We start from the raw sequence: 14,476 nt of genomic DNA, 5'->3' as shown, positions 1-14,476 counted from the left end.
CGTGCCAGGTAGTGGGTGGTTCGCCCGCTGGCCGGTGGTCCGGCAGCTCAGGGGCGAGGACGGACGAGGCGCCGCCGCGCGCTCGGCCCGTACCGACGCGCTCCGGCCCCGCACCGAGGAGGCCGACAAGGTGGCCCGCTCCGTCTGCCCGTACTGCGCGGTCGGCTGCGGCCAGCTCGTCTACGTCAAGGACGGCCGGGTCACCCAGATCGAGGGCGACCCCGACTCGCCGATCTCGCGCGGGCGGCTGTGTCCGAAGGGCTCGGCCAGCAAGCAGCTCGTGACCCATCCGGGCCGCCAGACGCAGGTGCTCCACCGCAGGCCGTACGGCACGGAATGGGAACGGCTCGACCTCGCGACTGCGATGGAGATGATCGCCGACCGGGTGGTGCGCACGCGGCGGGAGACGTGGCAGGAGACCCACGAGGGCAGGGTCGTGCGCCGCACGATGGGCATCGCCGGCCTGGGCGGGGCGACGCTCGACGACGAAGAGAACTACCTGATGAAGAAGCTCTACACCGCCCTCGGCGCCATCCAGGTGGAGAACCAGGCCCGTATTTGACACTCCTCCACCGTCCCCGGTCTGGGGACCAGCTTCGGGCGCGGCGGCGCGACCACCTTCCAGCAGGATCTGGCCAGGGCGGACTGCATCGTCATCCAGGGCTCCAACATGGCCGAATGCCACCCCGTGGGCTTCCAGTGGGTGATGGAGGCCAAGCAGCGGGGCGCCAAGGTCTTCCACGTGGATCCGCGCTTCACCCGCACCAGCGCGGTGGCCGACCGGCACCTGCCGATCCGCGCGGGCAGTGACATCGTCCTGCTCGGCGCGCTGATCAACCACGTGCTGGAGAACGGGCTCGACTTCCGGGAGTACGTGCTGGCCTACACCAACGCCGCCACGATCGTGTCGGAGGACTTCCGCGACACCGAGGACCTCGACGGCCTGTTCTCCGGCTGGGACCCGGGGAGCGCCACGTACGACCCGAGAAGCTGGGCGTATGAGTCCACCACGGGCGAGTCCACGGGCGCGCAACCGGCGGCCGAGGAGGCGGAGGGCGGCCCGCGGCACGCCGCCGCGGCCGGGCCCGACACCTACGGCGCGGGCGGCGCCGGCGCGCACCCCAGCCCCAGCACCGACCCGACGCTGACGCACCCGCGCTGCGTCTACCAGATCCTCAGGCGGCACTTCGCCCGCTACACCCCGGAGCTGGTCGAGCGGCTGTGCGGCATCTCCCGGGACGGCTTCGCCGAGCTGGCCGAGGCCGTCACCGCCAACTCCGGCCGGGAGCGCACCACCGCCTGGGTCTACTCGGTCGGCTGGACCCAGCACACCGTCGGCGCGCAGTACATCCGCACCGCCTCGATCCTGCAGCTCCTCCTCGGCAACATGGGCCGGCCCGGCGGCGGCATCATGGCCCTGCGCGGCCACGCCAGCATCCAGGGCTCCACCGACATCCCGACGCTGTTCAACCTCCTGCCCGGCTACCTCGCCATGCCCGACGCCCACCGGCACGACGACCTGAACCACTACCTGGAGCGCGAGGGCGGCGAGACCGGCTTCTGGGGCAACCGGCGCTCGTACCTGGTGAGCCTGCTCAAGGCGTGGTGGGGCGAGGCGGCCACCGAGGCCAACGACTACTGCTTCGGCCACCTGCCCCGCCTGACCGGCGACCACGGCCACTACACCACGGTGATGGGCCAGATCGACGGCACCGTCAAGGGCTACTTCGTGATCGGGGAGAATCCCGCCGTCGGCTCCTCCGGCGGCCGGGCGCAGCGCCTCGGCCTGGCCAACCTCGACTGGCTCGTGGTACGCGACCTGACCCTGGTGGAGACCGCCACGTTCTGGCGGGACGGCCCGGAGCTGGAGACCGGCGAGCTGCGTACCGAGGACATCGGCACCGAGGTGTTCTTCCTGCCCGCCGCCAGCCACGTGGAGAAGGAGGGCACCTTCACCAACACCCAGCGGCTGCTCCAGTGGCGCGAGAAGGCGCTCGACCCGCCCGGCGACTGCCGCAGCGACCTGTGGTTCTACTACCACCTCGGCCGGCTCGTCAGGCAGCGGATGACCGGCGACGAGACCGACCGCCCGGTACGCGAGCTGACCTGGGACTACCCCGAGCACGGCGAGCACGGGGACCCCTCGGCCGAGGCCGTGCTCCGCGAGATCAACGGGGTCGGCCCCGACGGACGGGCCCTGTCCTCGTCCACCGAGCTCAGGCCCGACGGGTCCACGGCCTGCGGGTGCTGGATCTACTGCGGCGTCTACGCCGACGAGGTCAACCAGGCCGCCCGACGCCGCCCCGGCCGCGAGCAGAGCGTCGTGGCGCCCGAATGGGGCTGGGCGTGGCCGGCCAACCGGCGCATCCTCTACAACCGGGCCTCAGCCGACCCCGACGGCCGCCCCTGGAGCGAGCGCAAGGCGTACGTGTGGTGGGACGCCGAGCGTGGCGAGTGGACCGGCCACGACGTGCCCGACTGCGAGATCGGCAAGCCGCCCGGCTACGTGCCGCCGGAGGGCGCGCGGGCCGAGGCCGCGCTCGCCGGCACCGACCCGTTCATCATGCAGTCCGACGGCAAGGGCTGGCTGTACGTGCCGGCCGGGCTCGCCGACGGGCCGCTGCCCGCCCACTACGAGCCGCACGAGTCGCCGGTCGCCAATCCCCTGTACGGCCAGTGGGCCAACCCCGCCCGCCGCACCTACGACCGCCCGGAGAGCCCGTACAACGCGCCGGGGCCGGCCTTTCCCTACGTGCTGACCACGTACCGGCTGACCGAGCACCACACGGCGGGCGGCATGAGCCGGCCGCTGGCCTACCTCGCCGAGCTGCAGCCCGAGCTGTTCTGCGAGATCGACCCGCGGCTCGCGGCCCGCCTGCGGCTGGCCGACGGCGACTGGGCCACGATCGTGACCAGCCGGGCCGTCCTGGAGGCCAGGGTGCTGGTCACCGGGCGCATGCGGCCGCTGCGCGTCGAGGGCAGGGTGATCCACCAGATCGGGCTGCCGTACCACTGGGGGTGGGGCGGCGGCGGCCTGGTCACCGGCGACGTCGTCAACGACCTGACGCCGCTGGTGCTCGACCCGAACGTCTACATCCAGGAGGGCAAGGCGATGACCTGCGACGTACGGCCGGGCCGGCGGCCGAGGGGCCGGGCGGCGCTCGACCTGCTGGAGACGTACCGCCATGGCTGAGCGGATGGGGTTCTTCACCGACACCAGCGTCTGCATCGGGTGCAAGGCGTGCGAGGTGGCCTGCAAGGAGTGGAACCAGCTGCCCGACGACGGGTTCGTCTTCGAGGCCACCTCCTACGACAACACCGGCATGCTGGGCGCGAGCACCTGGCGGCACGTGGCGTTCATCGAGCAGTCGCGCCCGGTGGCCGTCCACGGCGACCAGACCGGAGACGGTGACCAGGCCGGCGACGGCGACGACGGGGTGGAGCGGTGGCTCATGTCCTCCGACGTGTGCAAGCACTGCACGCACGCCGCCTGCCTGGACGTCTGCCCGACGGGGGCGCTGTTCCGCACCGAGTTCGACACGGTGGTGGTGCAGGCCGACATCTGCAACGGCTGCGGCTACTGCGTGCCGGCCTGCCCGTACGGGGTGATCGACCGGCGGGAGGACGACGGGCGCGCCTGGAAGTGCACGATGTGCTACGACCGGCAGCGCGGCGGCCTCGAACCGGCCTGCGCCAAGGCGTGCCCCACCGACTCCATCCAGTTCGGGCCCCTGGACGAGTTGCGGGAGCGCGCGGAGGAGCGGGTGACGCGGCTGCGCGCCGACGGCCACGAGGAGGCCCGCCTGTACGGCGAGAGCCCGTCCGACGGGGTGGGGGGAGCGGGGGCGTTCTTCCTGCTGCTGGACGAGCCCGAGGTGTACGGCCTGCCGCCGGACCCGGTGGTCACCACGCGCGACCTGCCGGCGATGTGGCGCTGGGCCGGGGCGGCGGCCCTGTCGGTGGCGGGCACGGTGGCGTTCGCCTTCCTGGGGTCGCGCCGGGCCGTTCCCGGGCGGGGTGCCCGGTGAAGGGTTCTCCGGGTGCGATGTCCGGTGAGGGCAGCACAGTGAAGGGTGGAGGCGGGGAGAAGGCCGTCGTGCCGGAGGCCGAGTTCCGGTCGTACTACGGCCGCCCGGTGATCAAGGCGCCCGTCTGGCACGAACCCCACATGCCGACATATCTCTATCTGGGTGGTATGTCAGGCGTGTCGTCGTCGGTGGCCGTCATGGCCCGGCTGACCGGCAACGTCCGCCTCGCCCGCACCGCCCGCCTGGCCGCCGCCGCGGGCGCGAGCATCGGCGCCGCCCTCCTCGCCGCCGAGCTGGGCAGACCCGAGCGGTTCCTCAACATGCTGCGCGTCTTCAAGCCCACCTCGCCGATGAGCGTCGGCTCCTGGATCCTGGCCGCCCAGGGCGGGCTGTCGGCCGCCGCGGCCACCTCCGACCTGACCGGCGTCCTGCCGGCCGCCGGGGACGCCGCGCTCCTGGCCACCGCGCTGACCGGCCCGCTGACCGCCACCTACACCGCCGTCCTGGTCGCCGACACCGCCGTGCCCGCCTGGCACGAGGCGTACCGGGAGCTGCCGTTCCTGTTCGCGGGCAGCGCGATGGCCGCCGCCGGGGGAGTCGCCATGCTGGCCACGCCCAGGCCCCAGGCCGGGCCCGCCCGCGCGGTGGCGGCCCTCGGGGCGGCCGTCGAGACGGTCGCGGGCGAGGTCATGCAGCGCCGGCTGGGCCTCGTCGGCGAGCCGTACCGGCTGGGCCGGGCGGGCCGCCTCCTGCGCACCGCCCGGATGCTGACGGCCGGAGGAGGACTGCTCGCGACGGTCGCCGGCCGCAGCCGCACCCTCACGGCCCTGTCCGGCCTCGCCCTCACGGCCGGCTCCCTGTGCACCCGCTTCGGCATCCTGGAGGCCGGCCGCACCTCGGCCGCCGACCCGAAGTACACGGTGGTCCCCCAACGGGAGCGCCTCGACGCCGCCTCCTAGCCGGGGGCCGACAGGCATGGTCCTCACGAGGGGCGCGCTACGCGCGAAGGGGTTCGGGCAGCGTCCAGCGGGGGCCGAGCCCCCCGCACCCCCAGGCAGGGGTCCTCCGGCCCCCTGCACCCCCGGGTGTGGGCCAGGTACCGCGCGGTAAGGGCGAGGACCCCTGGCTCGACATGGTGCAGACGTCCTGGCAGGAGGCGGGGCGGATCAGCTCAGTGAAGGAGCGTCAAGAACCTGCCACCGGTAGACGCGCTCGTCGCGATTGATGTCGATCAGGGTGACCCGAGTCAGTGTGACCGGGATGATCATGGCATGGCGGGCCAGCACTTCACGGATGGGCGCCAGCGGTGCGCCACTGATGTGAGAGTAGGCCAGGCTCACATGGGGGCGGAATCCGTCAGCGGTTTCGGGCACTCGCTCTGCTCCCCAGATGTCGCCGATACCCGCGCGGATGGCTCGGCGTACTGCGTCCACTGCTTCAGAGAACCGGACGGGCAGATTCACACCCTCGGCATCTGCCACGAGAGGCCCCAAGGTGACCGAGAGGGGGCCGATGCCGACCAAGCGGCGGCTCACAGCCTCGCTGATGGCGGACAGGTCCTCCCGGCTCACCTCATCGGTGAAGCCCACTCCCTGCACCGTCATGTGCAGCCACTCGATGGGGATCGGACCCAACGCACCGGTCGCCTCCAGCTCGGGCTGTACCTTGGCCGCGAAGTCGTGGAGGGTCCGCTGGCCCTCCACGAGGATGTGCCAAGTGCGCAAGAGAACTCGCAAGCCGCTCTGGAGAAGGCCGAGCGGCAGAACCCGTACTGGGCCTACCTCGACAGCCTCGACAGTGCCGAATCCCGCCGCACCATGAAGGGCTGCCTCGACCGGATCGCCCGCCTCATGGCCGGCAAGGACCCCGCCGGCCGCGACCCCGAGGGGAAGCCGGACTCGGCCGTGCTCGCCATCACCGGGGAGACGGTCCACTGGCACCTGCTGCGGGACCTGATCAAGAACGTCGACCACGCCACGAAGTTCACCGGCGAGTTCACCTCGATGGCCTCGCGCACGGTGACGGATGCGAAGGTGCTGCGCCGCCGGCTGCTGCTGTGCACCTTCGGGCTCGGCACGAACATGGGGATCAAACGGGTCGCCGACGGCACCGCGGCGATCGAGGGGAATGGAGGCCGACACCGAGGCCGCGCTGCGCCGCACCCGCCGGCTGTTCGTCAACCGCGACAACCTGCGCGCCGCGATCCGCACGGTGGTCAACAAGACGCTGGAGGTGCGCAACGTCTCGCTGTGGGGGCCGGGCACGGCGTGCGCGTCGGACTCGCGCAAGTGGTTGTGGCCGTGAGAAGCAGCAACGTTTGTTCGCTGGTCTGAGCGACGGCCGCGTGGTAGTCGGGGCGGTGATGTCGATGAGATATAGCGACAGTGTCATAGGGCATGCATAGGTAGAGCCCGGGCGTGGTGCCGGCCTGCCTCCTGCCGCCGAACTTGAGGCGTCGCCAGCGAAGCCGAGGCACCTGTAGGTGTTTGTCAACACGACCGAGGTAGCGGGACTTGATCGCCAGATCGCTTCGAGGTCCGGGTCGCAGCGGTCGGCGCGTTGTCACCGACCCTGGAGCAAGCCATTGATCGAAGTTCTGACACCGATTCGCAAGATAAGGATCAAGCAGGCGTACATCCCTGAGGCACGAGCGATCCTCCCTGACGGGGACACCTGCGTGGTCGTCGACGCCTACGGCCAGTTGTTCACCGTCTCGCTGTCCACCAGTGAAGTCGTCCGAGTGGAGTCGGGCTCGCTGGGGGTCTCCGCGCTTTCGGTGACCCCAGATGGTCGGCTGATGGCCACGAGCATGCACGCCTTCGGCGAGTACGGCATCCGAATCTGGGACGTGGCGAGCTGGACGGTAACCATGGAGTTGCCCGGGCACAGCCACCCGATCCTGGCGGTGTCGGCAGTGGGTCGAATCGTGGTAACGGCGGCCCGGGACGGTACGCGGGTCTGGGATTTGCGCCAGGGATCCTGCAGATTCACGCTGCCGGGCACGGAAGAGGTGATGTGGGTCGCGGTAACCCACGACGAGCGCCATGTGATCACGATGAGCTGGGATCGTTCGATCGTGCTCTGGAACCTGCGGACAGGCGTACCGATCCGGACGCTGCGGGACGCCGACTCCCGATTTCCAGCCTTGAGCTCGCCCGCGAGTGACAACGGGGTCTGGATCCGGACCGTCCTGGCGGACTCGGTACGCGGTCGCGTGCTGGCGGCCGACGGTCAACTGTGCGTGGGCGGCCTCGACGGCCGGCATCCCCTGGCGAACTGGGAGACGATACCCCAACATGACAGGATGCACATGATCCTGGGAAAGGACATGGTGCACACCTGCGTGGCGGCGCTGAATCCGGCGGACGGGACCGTGGCCGTCGACTACGGCGGACGCGTATACCTCCTGGACCCAGGCGGGCAACCGCTCGCAGTGATGGGACCGGAACCGGGGCCGGGGTGGATACCGGTGAGCACCATGACCTTCACCCCGGACGGCCGACTGGTGTACTCCTTCCCCGGCGCCTTCGCGGCCGTGGAGGTATGGCCAGCGCTCTCAGAACTCACCGAATGGGACATCTCTGCTCACCAACGGGTCGCAAGGGGCTTGAGGGGTGATGGGGGTATGACGAGCATCCGAACGAAAAGTCTCGTTAGCAGCGCGGATGAACGGCTTGCCGTGACTTTCCGTTCACATGCGTCTCGCCGAAAGGTTCCCTCGGCTGTCCTTCGACGTACGAGAAAGCCTGAGCACTCCACGGGCCGGGACAGTGTAGGAAAGAGGCGCGGGCCAGGGTCATCTGGCGTGGTCGTGAGCGCGGCTGCAATGATGCCGCCCCGTCAGCGTCAGTGGATCTGCACACATCTGCGAGAGGTGGGGGCCGTTTCAGTCCCAGCACATATCGATGCGCCCGGCGAAGTTGTCGTATCCGGCACGCTCGAAGGCCTGGGCCATCGGCTCGTTCCCTAGGTCGGTGTCCGCGGTGATGCGTTGGGCACCCTGGGCGGCGAGCAGGCGGGTCCCTTCACCGAGCAGGTCATTGACGAAGCCCTGACCACGATGGCCCTCGGTGACCCCGACGTAAGCGATCACGAAGCCGTTGGGGCTTTGCGCCGGAACGACCATCCCTACTGGTTCGCCGTTCGGGCGGACGCCGACCCGCCACCATTCGCGCGGACTGGGATAGCTCAGCAGCTCGTCGTGATACTGCACACGGGCGTACTCCTGGATGGAGGAGCGGGCGATGTCGGCTCGGCTGTAGGCATCGAGTGTGCCTGGAAGGATGCCGGTCAAGAGTGCGATCGCTTCTTCGTCGTTCCTGACCGGACGGAAACTGAGTCCGCCTCGGGGTGCGGGCAACGGTGTATGGGACGTCCAGCGGTAGCGGAGCCTCTCGACGAACACCCTGCCGCCGTTGCGCCGCACCACCTCGATCCGGTCCCTGATCCGGCGGCCGGTCTTGGCATCGTCTCTCCAGCCCGCCGGGACGGGTTGGAGGACGTACTGAGGTGGACGGGTACCCGCCGGGAAGAGCTCGGCCAGGGCCGTGCGCAGAAGATGCTCGCCGATGTCGATGCGAAACGGGTCGTCGCAGGTGTCATCGATGTCGAGGGTTTCCAGGACTTCCGGTCTAGTGCCGCTGCGAGACCACCAGCCGACCCGTGCCACCGGCCGGCCGTCCCGCAGGGCCGTCCACATCCAGTCGGCTTTGCAGTGTCCGTTCCGGAGATCTTCCGTGAGGCTGTCGTTGTAGGGGCCGGGCAGTGCGTTGAAGAGGTCAATCTCCTCTGGTCCGGTAATGGGACGGAAGATCAGGTCAGAGGTCACGACGTAGGACTCCACAGGTTTCGTTAGTGAACCAAATGCGCATGATGCCGTTTCTCTTCGCCGGGGCCTGCGCAGCGAGCATCCCGCAAGACCTCCGCCGGGCGCTGCTCCACCCGCCGACCCAGCTCCGCCCGACCGACGAGCCGGCTTGGCACTCGGTACCGAGGCTGCCTAAGATCCCCTCACGGCACCTACCTCGTCAAGCTATTTACACCGCTCCGAAGACGCCACCCTGATCAGGCAGCGGTGAGTCTCAGGGCGTCCCTCATCTGGTGCGCTATGGGGTGGTGGAGCGTAGCTGCGAAGGAAGGTCCGCACACCCCTGATGACGAGCTTAGTGATCTTGTCCTGGGGCAGTGTGACGGCGCCGTAGAACCTTTTGCTGGTTGACGTCGGTGACGGCCAGCAGGGTGAGGTGAGCGGCGGCGCTCTCGGCTCGTCGATCTTCAGCAGGCCGCGGTCGGCGATCCGGCGCAGATAGTCTCGTTAGTAGGCCTAGTGGGCTCGGCGTAACGCTCCGATGCCTCTGAGCTAGGTGTTTACGCTGGTTAAGCAGCTGGTGCCGGGCGAGCTGTGGGTGCTCGTCCGGGAATCGGCTCCCGGTGTGTGCGTATGGATTACCTCCCAAGTAATCGACAGCCGTGATGCCGGCTGTGAGCATCAGGATGCTCGCGGCCGACACCATCCGACGATGCGGATGGTGCGCCGAGTGCCCGACCCAGTTTCATTGAGGAAAGGGAACGTGCCTTGACCAATATCGCCGAAATCATGGACCGGTACACCGCGGTGTGGAACGAGGTGGACGCCGCCCGCCGTCAGCAGGCCGTCAGCGGGCTCTGGGCGAGCGATGGCTACTACGCCAACGTGACCAATGAGTACCGTGGCCACAGCCGGATCCACGAGGCCATTCATGAGGCGTACGAGGACTTCGTCGAGAAAGGATTCGCTTTCACGATCCACAACTACCAGGTGAACCACAACTCTGTGCGTCTCACCTGGCACATGGTGCCTGCCAGCGGCGGTGATGTCGCGGCCGTCGGCACAGAGTTCATCGTCCTTGGCCCGGACGGCCTCATCCAGAGCGACTACCAGTTCATGGACATGGACCCGACCCAGTAAGACGTCGCTTTATTTCCGCAGCGGGTGCTGTCGGCACCGAGGTCCGTCTGGTCTGCTCGACCAACGAGTTGGCAAGCAGGTGCAGGCCCAGGAGGCGGAGCGCGTCGAGGAGGAAGCGCGCCAGCGTGCGGTGTCGCTGGCCCGGGCCCGGGCGCGTGCTGGGGACTGCCGTTTCCGCGAGGGGGTGAGGCGCGTGGTGAACGACTTGACCTCGAAGATGACGGGCCCGTGCTCGGTCTGCAGCCAGCTGTCGACGCCGCCATCGTCACCGCTCCCGTCCATGCCCTGTGCTGTGGGATACCACCGCCGGATGAGAATCTTCACGGCGCTTCCGCGACCGGCTTCCACTGGATCACGTGTCCTCCCCGGACAGCGGTACTGATCGTCAACAGCGCGAGGCTACGCTTCGTGGCCGCTTGCGTCCGTCTGCCCGGGGACGCGCCCCTTGGAATCGCCACAAGGCCGATGAGGTCGTGCCGCACAGCGGCGCCCGCAGGAAGTCACCTCTACTGGCTGGCGGTCACGGTGACCCTCAGGGGATGAGGTCGAGCTCCACGTCGCCGCTGATCGAGCGGAGCGGGAAGGGCTGGCCGGTGACGATGGGGACGCGGCGGCGGAGTGCGGCGTCCACGACGCTCGCCGCGGTGACCGCTTCGGGCGCCGAGATGCCGGCGGCGTGCAGTGTGTCTGCGATGGCGGCGGCGTTGCCCTGGTCGATGGGGACGACGACGGTTGTTTCGAGGCCGACGAGGACGTCCAGGACGGGGCGGGCGCGGTCGGGGATGGCGGCGTAGGCGGCGGTCAGCGCGGGGGCGGGGATGACGAGCGAGCCGACGTAGGCGTCGTGCATCCACACAACCGCTTCCATATACCGGGTCCGCTGCGTCGCGAAGTCGGTCAGGGCCGACGTGTCGAGCACGCGGCCTACGGTGGCGATCACTGGGCGGCGGCTCGGGCGTCCTCGAACTGCCGCTCACGCTGGGCGGCGAGGTTGAGCATCTCGGCGGGCGGTTCGCCGCCGAACATCTCGCGCAGGCGGGCCTTCATGCTGGCCCGCTGCTCGCCGCTGAGCTCCTGCGGCTCCTCGTCGCCGTGGGGGTGGGCTGTCATGGGGGCGGTGTTCATGGTTCCAGGGTAGCCGCGGTGTGGGCGGGCTCGCCAGGAGCGGCCGCGCGGGCGGCCGCTGTGGTGCCAGGGGATCTGCGGAGAGGCTGGAGCGGTTGCTCTGGCCGGTCAAGGGTGGGCTGCTGTTGGCGCGGGGAAGCGGGCCGATGGCAAGTCACGGTAGTGATCACCGTCACTCCGGCGGTTCGTCACGTGGAGGGAGGTCTGCGGGCAGCGTTGGATCGTTCGGCCAGCGGAAGATTTTGATGATGGCGTAGAGCATTCCAGCTGCGAGTTGTTCATCCTGTACGGAGACTCCTGCGGTAGCCGGTCGGCATCGTGGAGCTTGCGGATGACTTCGCGGTCGATGGTCGGCAGACGTGCCGCCAGTGAGAGCAGAACGGCTGTGTGCGGGGTGCGATCCGCATCGAGAGGGGCAGGACCTTCTCGAGGAGCTGCCGAACCGCAGTCGCCCTTCCAGTCTCTTGTCTCCGGACAGGCGGGCCAGGCCGATCTCACGGGTTGAGTCCCGTAGACCACAGCGGGACCGGCGGCCTCGGCCGGACCTTGCGGATATTCCTGTTCCGCGGGCCTGGCCCGGATTTCTCCGAGCGCGACCGCGCGCTGCTCACGTTGCTGCGGCCGCACCTGCACGAGGCATACCTCGATGCCGAACGGCGCCGGCATCCCGCTCCCCGGCTCACCCCCCGGCAGTGGCAACTGCTGCACCTGCTCGCCGCGGGACACACCAACCTGCAGATCGCCCGCCGGCTGGGCGTGTCCGAAGGAACCGTGCGCAAGCACCTGGAGAACGCCTACCGGCGGCTGCAGGTCTCCAATCGCATGGACGCGGTCACCCGCGCGTTCCCGGAGGGAGTTGTGAGGTGTCCTCCGGAATCATCGCGGAGTGCGTGAGGCCGTCAGGCGGCCCGATCGGCGGAGCCTTGGTGCAGCGGTCCGGTCCCGGCACCTCGCCGGAGTGCCGGGGTGGTCGGCCAGGAGGTGGCGGGACCCGCAGCGCCACCGCGGAGGGCGCTCAGCGCAGGCGCAGGTGCGGGCCCTCGAAGGGGACGAGTTCGCCGATGACCGGTGCGCCGGGGATCTCGCCGGCGATCAGGAGCCCGCCCGAGGTCTGGGCGTCGGCGAGCAGCAGCAGCTCGTCCTCACCGTGGCCGCCTGGCTCCAGCCGGGGCCGCACCCAGTCGAGATTGCGGCGCGTGCCGCCGCTCACGTACCCGTCGCGCAGCGCCTCCCGGGCCCCTTCGAGGTACGGCACCGCCGCCACGTCCACCACCGCCGTCACCCGGCTGGCCCTGGCGAGCTTGTAGAGGTGGCCGAGCAGGCCGAACCCGGTCACGTCCGTGGCGCACTCCACCCCGGCGGCCAGGGCGGCCCGGGACGCGTCGCGGTTCAGCGTGGTCATCGCGGCGACCGCCTGCTCGAACACCTCACCCGTCGCCTTGTGCCGCGTGTTCAGCACCCCGACGCCGAGCGGCTTGGTCAGCGAGATCGGCAGGCCGGCCCGGCCGGCGCCGATGCGCAGCAGCCGCGCAGGGTCGGCCAGGCCCGTGACCGCCATGCCGTACTTCGGCTCCGGATCGTCCACGCTGTGTCCGCCCGAGACGTGGCACCCCGCCGCGCGCGCCACGTCCAGGCCGCCGCGCAGCACCTGCTCCGCCAGGTCCAGGGGCAGCCGCTCGCGGGGCCAGCCCAGCAGGTTCACCGCGACCAGCGGCTCCCCGCCCACCGCGTACACGTCGGACAGGGCGTTGGCCGCCGCCACCCGCCCCCAGTCGTACGGGTCGTCCACCACGGGCGTGAAGAAGTCGGCCGTCACCACCACCGCCCGGCCGCCGTCCAGGCGCACCACGGCCGCGTCGTCGCCGTCGTCCAGCCCGACGATCAGCTCACCGGCCGGTGACACGGGCGCGGGCGTGCCGGCGAGGGCGGCGACGATGGTCTCCAGCTCGCCGGGCGGGATCTTGCAGGCGCAGCCGCCGCCGTGCGCGTACCCGGTCAGCCGGACCGCGCCCCGCTCCGGCCCGTCCGTGGACGCCGTGCCGGCGCTCAAGCCGTTCGAGTCGCTCACGCCGTTCAAGTCGCTGGTGCCGCTGATGCCGGTCATGTCGCGTCGCTTACGTCGCTCATGTCGCCCAGGTCACCCATGTCGCTCACGCTGGCCTCGCACAGGTCTGTCCGTGTCGGTGTGTGCCGCCTCGACCCGTACCCGCCCGCGGGTAGGTTCTCCCTTGGAGGCGTCTGGGCGCCTGGTGGCCCCCGCGGTCTTCAAAACCGACGAGGCCGAGGTCCTCGGCCTGGCGGGTTCGATTCCCGTCCGCCTCCGCTTATGTTCGGAACGTGGACCTGCGAAGGCGTGTGCCGCGGACCGACGCCGTGCTCGCCGACCCGCGGCTGGTCGAGGCCGCCGGCCGGCTGGGCCGGGCGGTCGTCAAGGAGGCCGTGACGCGGGCACAGGAGCGGGCGCGGCGCGGCGAGATCGGCCCCGAGGAGGTGGCCGACGCGGCGGTGACCGCCCTCCCGGCGCGGGCCGCGGGCCTGCGCCCCGTCCTCAACGCGACGGGCGTGCTCGTCCACACCAACCTCGGCCGGGCGCCGCTGTCGGCCGCCGCCGTCGAGGCGATGGCCGCCGCGGCGGGCCACGCCGACGTGGAGTTCGACCTGGTCTCGGGAGCCCGGGCGCGGCGCGGCCGGAGCACGCTCGACGCGCTGGCCCGCGCCGTCCCCGCCGCCGAGGACGTCCACGTCGTCAACAACAACGCCGCCGCGCTCGTCCTCGCGGCCACCGCGCTGGCCGCCGGCCGCGAGATCGTGATCAGCAGGGGCGAGCTGGTGGAGATCGGCGACGGGTTCCGCATCCCCGACCTGCTCGTCTCCACCGGGGCGCGGCTGCGCGAGGTCGGCACCACCAACCGCACCTCCGCCCGCGACTACGCGGACGCCGTCGGGCCGGAGACGGGTTTCGTGCTCAAGGTCCACCCGTCGAACTTCCGGATCGAGGGCTTCACCGGCTCCGCCCAGGTTCCCGAGCTGGCCGGGCTCGGCGTGCCTGTCGTCGTGGACATCGGCTCCGGGCTGCTCGCCCGCGAGCCCCTGCTGCCCACCGAGCCCGACGCCACCGGCATGCTGAAGGCGGGCGCGGACCTGGTGACGGCCAGCGGCGACAAGCTGCTCGGCGGGCCGCAGGCGGGTCTCCTCCTCGGCCGCCACGACCTGGTCGAACGCTGCCGGCGGCATCCTCTCGCCCGCGCGCTGCGGGTCGACAAGCTGACGCTCGCCGCGCTGGAGGCGACGCTGCGCGGCCCCGTCCCGCCGGTCCGGCGGGCGCTGCACGCCGATCCCGCCGCGCTGGCGGAGCGCGCCGCGGCCCTGGCCGGCC

General features: G+C 70.6%; 13 protein-coding genes, 1 tRNA gene and 1 pseudogene. 10 read left to right on the top strand and 5 right to left on the bottom strand.

Annotated features, from left to right (window positions below):
• Position 1: 1 nt before the first annotated feature.
• Genes fdh through nrfD form a run of 3 tightly spaced genes read left to right on the top strand, consistent with a single transcriptional unit; the run spans position 2 to position 4,987 of the window.
• Positions 2-3,193, top strand: coding sequence for a formate dehydrogenase (gene fdh, locus AB0H64_RS27630; protein WP_357630030.1), 3,192 nt, complete (start codon positions 2-4; stop codon positions 3,191-3,193).
• On the top strand, positions 3,186-4,028 hold the full coding sequence (locus tag AB0H64_RS27625) for a 4Fe-4S dicluster domain-containing protein (RefSeq protein ID WP_357630027.1): 843 nt from the start codon (positions 3,186-3,188) through the stop codon (positions 4,026-4,028). Before fdh ends, AB0H64_RS27625 begins: the two co-directional genes overlap by 8 nt.
• A 38-nt stretch (positions 4,029-4,066) precedes the next feature.
• Complete coding sequence (nrfD, locus tag AB0H64_RS27620) at positions 4,067-4,987, top strand: NrfD/PsrC family molybdoenzyme membrane anchor subunit (protein WP_357630025.1); 921 nt, start codon at positions 4,067-4,069, stop codon at positions 4,985-4,987.
• A 207-nt stretch (positions 4,988-5,194) separates the two neighbouring features.
• On the opposite strand, the gene AB0H64_RS27615 is transcribed toward nrfD, so the two are convergent.
• On the bottom strand, positions 5,195-5,731 hold the full coding sequence (locus AB0H64_RS27615) for a 2'-5' RNA ligase family protein (RefSeq protein ID WP_357630022.1): 537 nt from the start codon (positions 5,729-5,731) through the stop codon (positions 5,195-5,197).
• A 114-nt stretch (positions 5,732-5,845) separates the two neighbouring features.
• On the opposite strand from AB0H64_RS27615, the pseudogene AB0H64_RS27610 reads away from it, so the two are divergent.
• The 3 genes and pseudogenes from AB0H64_RS27610 to AB0H64_RS27600 form a co-directional block, all read left to right on the top strand.
• Positions 5,846-6,136 (top strand): annotated as a pseudogene (locus tag AB0H64_RS27610) (Tn3 family transposase); the annotation flags it as partial.
• Positions 6,054-6,332, top strand: a complete 279-nt coding sequence (locus AB0H64_RS27605) for a Tn3 family transposase (RefSeq protein ID WP_357630358.1) — start codon at positions 6,054-6,056, stop codon at positions 6,330-6,332. The pseudogene AB0H64_RS27610 and the gene AB0H64_RS27605, both read left to right, overlap by 83 nt.
• A 280-nt stretch (positions 6,333-6,612) precedes the next feature.
• The gene (locus AB0H64_RS27600; RefSeq protein ID WP_357630019.1) at positions 6,613-7,998 is read left to right on the top strand and encodes a WD40 repeat domain-containing protein; all 1,386 of its coding nucleotides are present in this window, start codon (positions 6,613-6,615) and stop codon (positions 7,996-7,998) included.
• On the opposite strand, the gene AB0H64_RS27595 is transcribed toward AB0H64_RS27600, so the two are convergent.
• On the bottom strand, positions 7,915-8,856 hold the full coding sequence (locus AB0H64_RS27595; RefSeq protein WP_357630017.1) for a GNAT family N-acetyltransferase: 942 nt from the start codon (positions 8,854-8,856) through the stop codon (positions 7,915-7,917). The genes AB0H64_RS27600 and AB0H64_RS27595 overlap by 84 nt on opposite strands.
• Positions 8,857-9,603: 747 nt before the next feature.
• Between AB0H64_RS27595 and AB0H64_RS27590 the strand changes: the two genes are divergently transcribed.
• On the top strand, positions 9,604-9,975 hold the full coding sequence (locus AB0H64_RS27590; RefSeq protein WP_357630014.1) for a nuclear transport factor 2 family protein: 372 nt from the start codon (positions 9,604-9,606) through the stop codon (positions 9,973-9,975).
• A gap of 532 nt (positions 9,976-10,507) precedes the next feature.
• Here the strand turns inward: AB0H64_RS27590 and AB0H64_RS27585 are convergent.
• Both AB0H64_RS27585 and AB0H64_RS27580 read right to left on the bottom strand, forming a co-directional pair.
• Positions 10,508-10,894, bottom strand: coding sequence for a hypothetical protein (locus AB0H64_RS27585; protein WP_357630011.1), 387 nt, complete (start codon positions 10,892-10,894; stop codon positions 10,508-10,510).
• Between the two features lie 17 nt (positions 10,895-10,911).
• Positions 10,912-11,100 (bottom strand): hypothetical protein, encoded by a 189-nt coding sequence (locus AB0H64_RS27580; RefSeq protein ID WP_357630009.1) that lies wholly within the window; start codon positions 11,098-11,100, stop codon positions 10,912-10,914.
• 501 nt (positions 11,101-11,601) lie between these two features.
• On the opposite strand from AB0H64_RS27580, the gene AB0H64_RS27575 reads away from it, so the two are divergent.
• Positions 11,602-11,994: a response regulator transcription factor gene (locus tag AB0H64_RS27575; RefSeq protein ID WP_357630006.1), complete on the top strand. Its 393-nt coding sequence runs from the start codon at positions 11,602-11,604 to the stop codon at positions 11,992-11,994.
• Positions 11,995-12,115: 121 nt separating this feature from the next.
• On the opposite strand, the gene selD is transcribed toward AB0H64_RS27575, so the two are convergent.
• On the bottom strand, positions 12,116-13,204 hold the full coding sequence (gene selD, locus AB0H64_RS27570; RefSeq protein WP_357630004.1) for a selenide, water dikinase SelD: 1,089 nt from the start codon (positions 13,202-13,204) through the stop codon (positions 12,116-12,118).
• A 126-nt stretch (positions 13,205-13,330) separates the two neighbouring features.
• On the opposite strand from selD, the gene AB0H64_RS27565 reads away from it, so the two are divergent.
• Together AB0H64_RS27565 and selA are read left to right on the top strand one after the other, a co-directional pair.
• A tRNA-Sec gene (locus AB0H64_RS27565) sits at positions 13,331-13,424 on the top strand.
• Between the two features lie 13 nt (positions 13,425-13,437).
• The coding region (gene selA, locus AB0H64_RS27560) for an L-seryl-tRNA(Sec) selenium transferase (RefSeq protein ID WP_357630002.1) at positions 13,438-14,476 on the top strand (1,039 nt) is incomplete at its 3' end.

It is taken from the genome of Nonomuraea sp. NPDC050733 (assembly GCF_040654215.1).
Classification (GTDB): Bacteria; Actinomycetota; Actinomycetes; order Streptosporangiales; family Streptosporangiaceae; genus Nonomuraea.
The sequence above is the reverse complement of the archived record's forward strand: the minus strand, read 5'-3'. Positions and strand labels throughout refer to the sequence as shown.

What these genes read in the sequence shown, in the direction of transcription:
- selD (WP_357630004.1), bottom strand. Translation starts at nt 13,204, where the DNA reads ATGACCGGCATCAGCGGCACCAGCGACTTGAACGGCGTGAGCGACTCG.
- AB0H64_RS27580 (WP_357630009.1), bottom strand. Translation starts at nt 11,100, where the DNA reads ATGAACACCGCCCCCATGACAGCCCACCCCCACGGCGACGAGGAGCCG.
- AB0H64_RS27605 (WP_357630358.1), top strand. Translation starts at nt 6,054, where the DNA reads ATGCGAAGGTGCTGCGCCGCCGGCTGCTGCTGTGCACCTTCGGGCTCG.
- AB0H64_RS27625 (WP_357630027.1), top strand. Translation starts at nt 3,186, where the DNA reads ATGGCTGAGCGGATGGGGTTCTTCACCGACACCAGCGTCTGCATCGGG.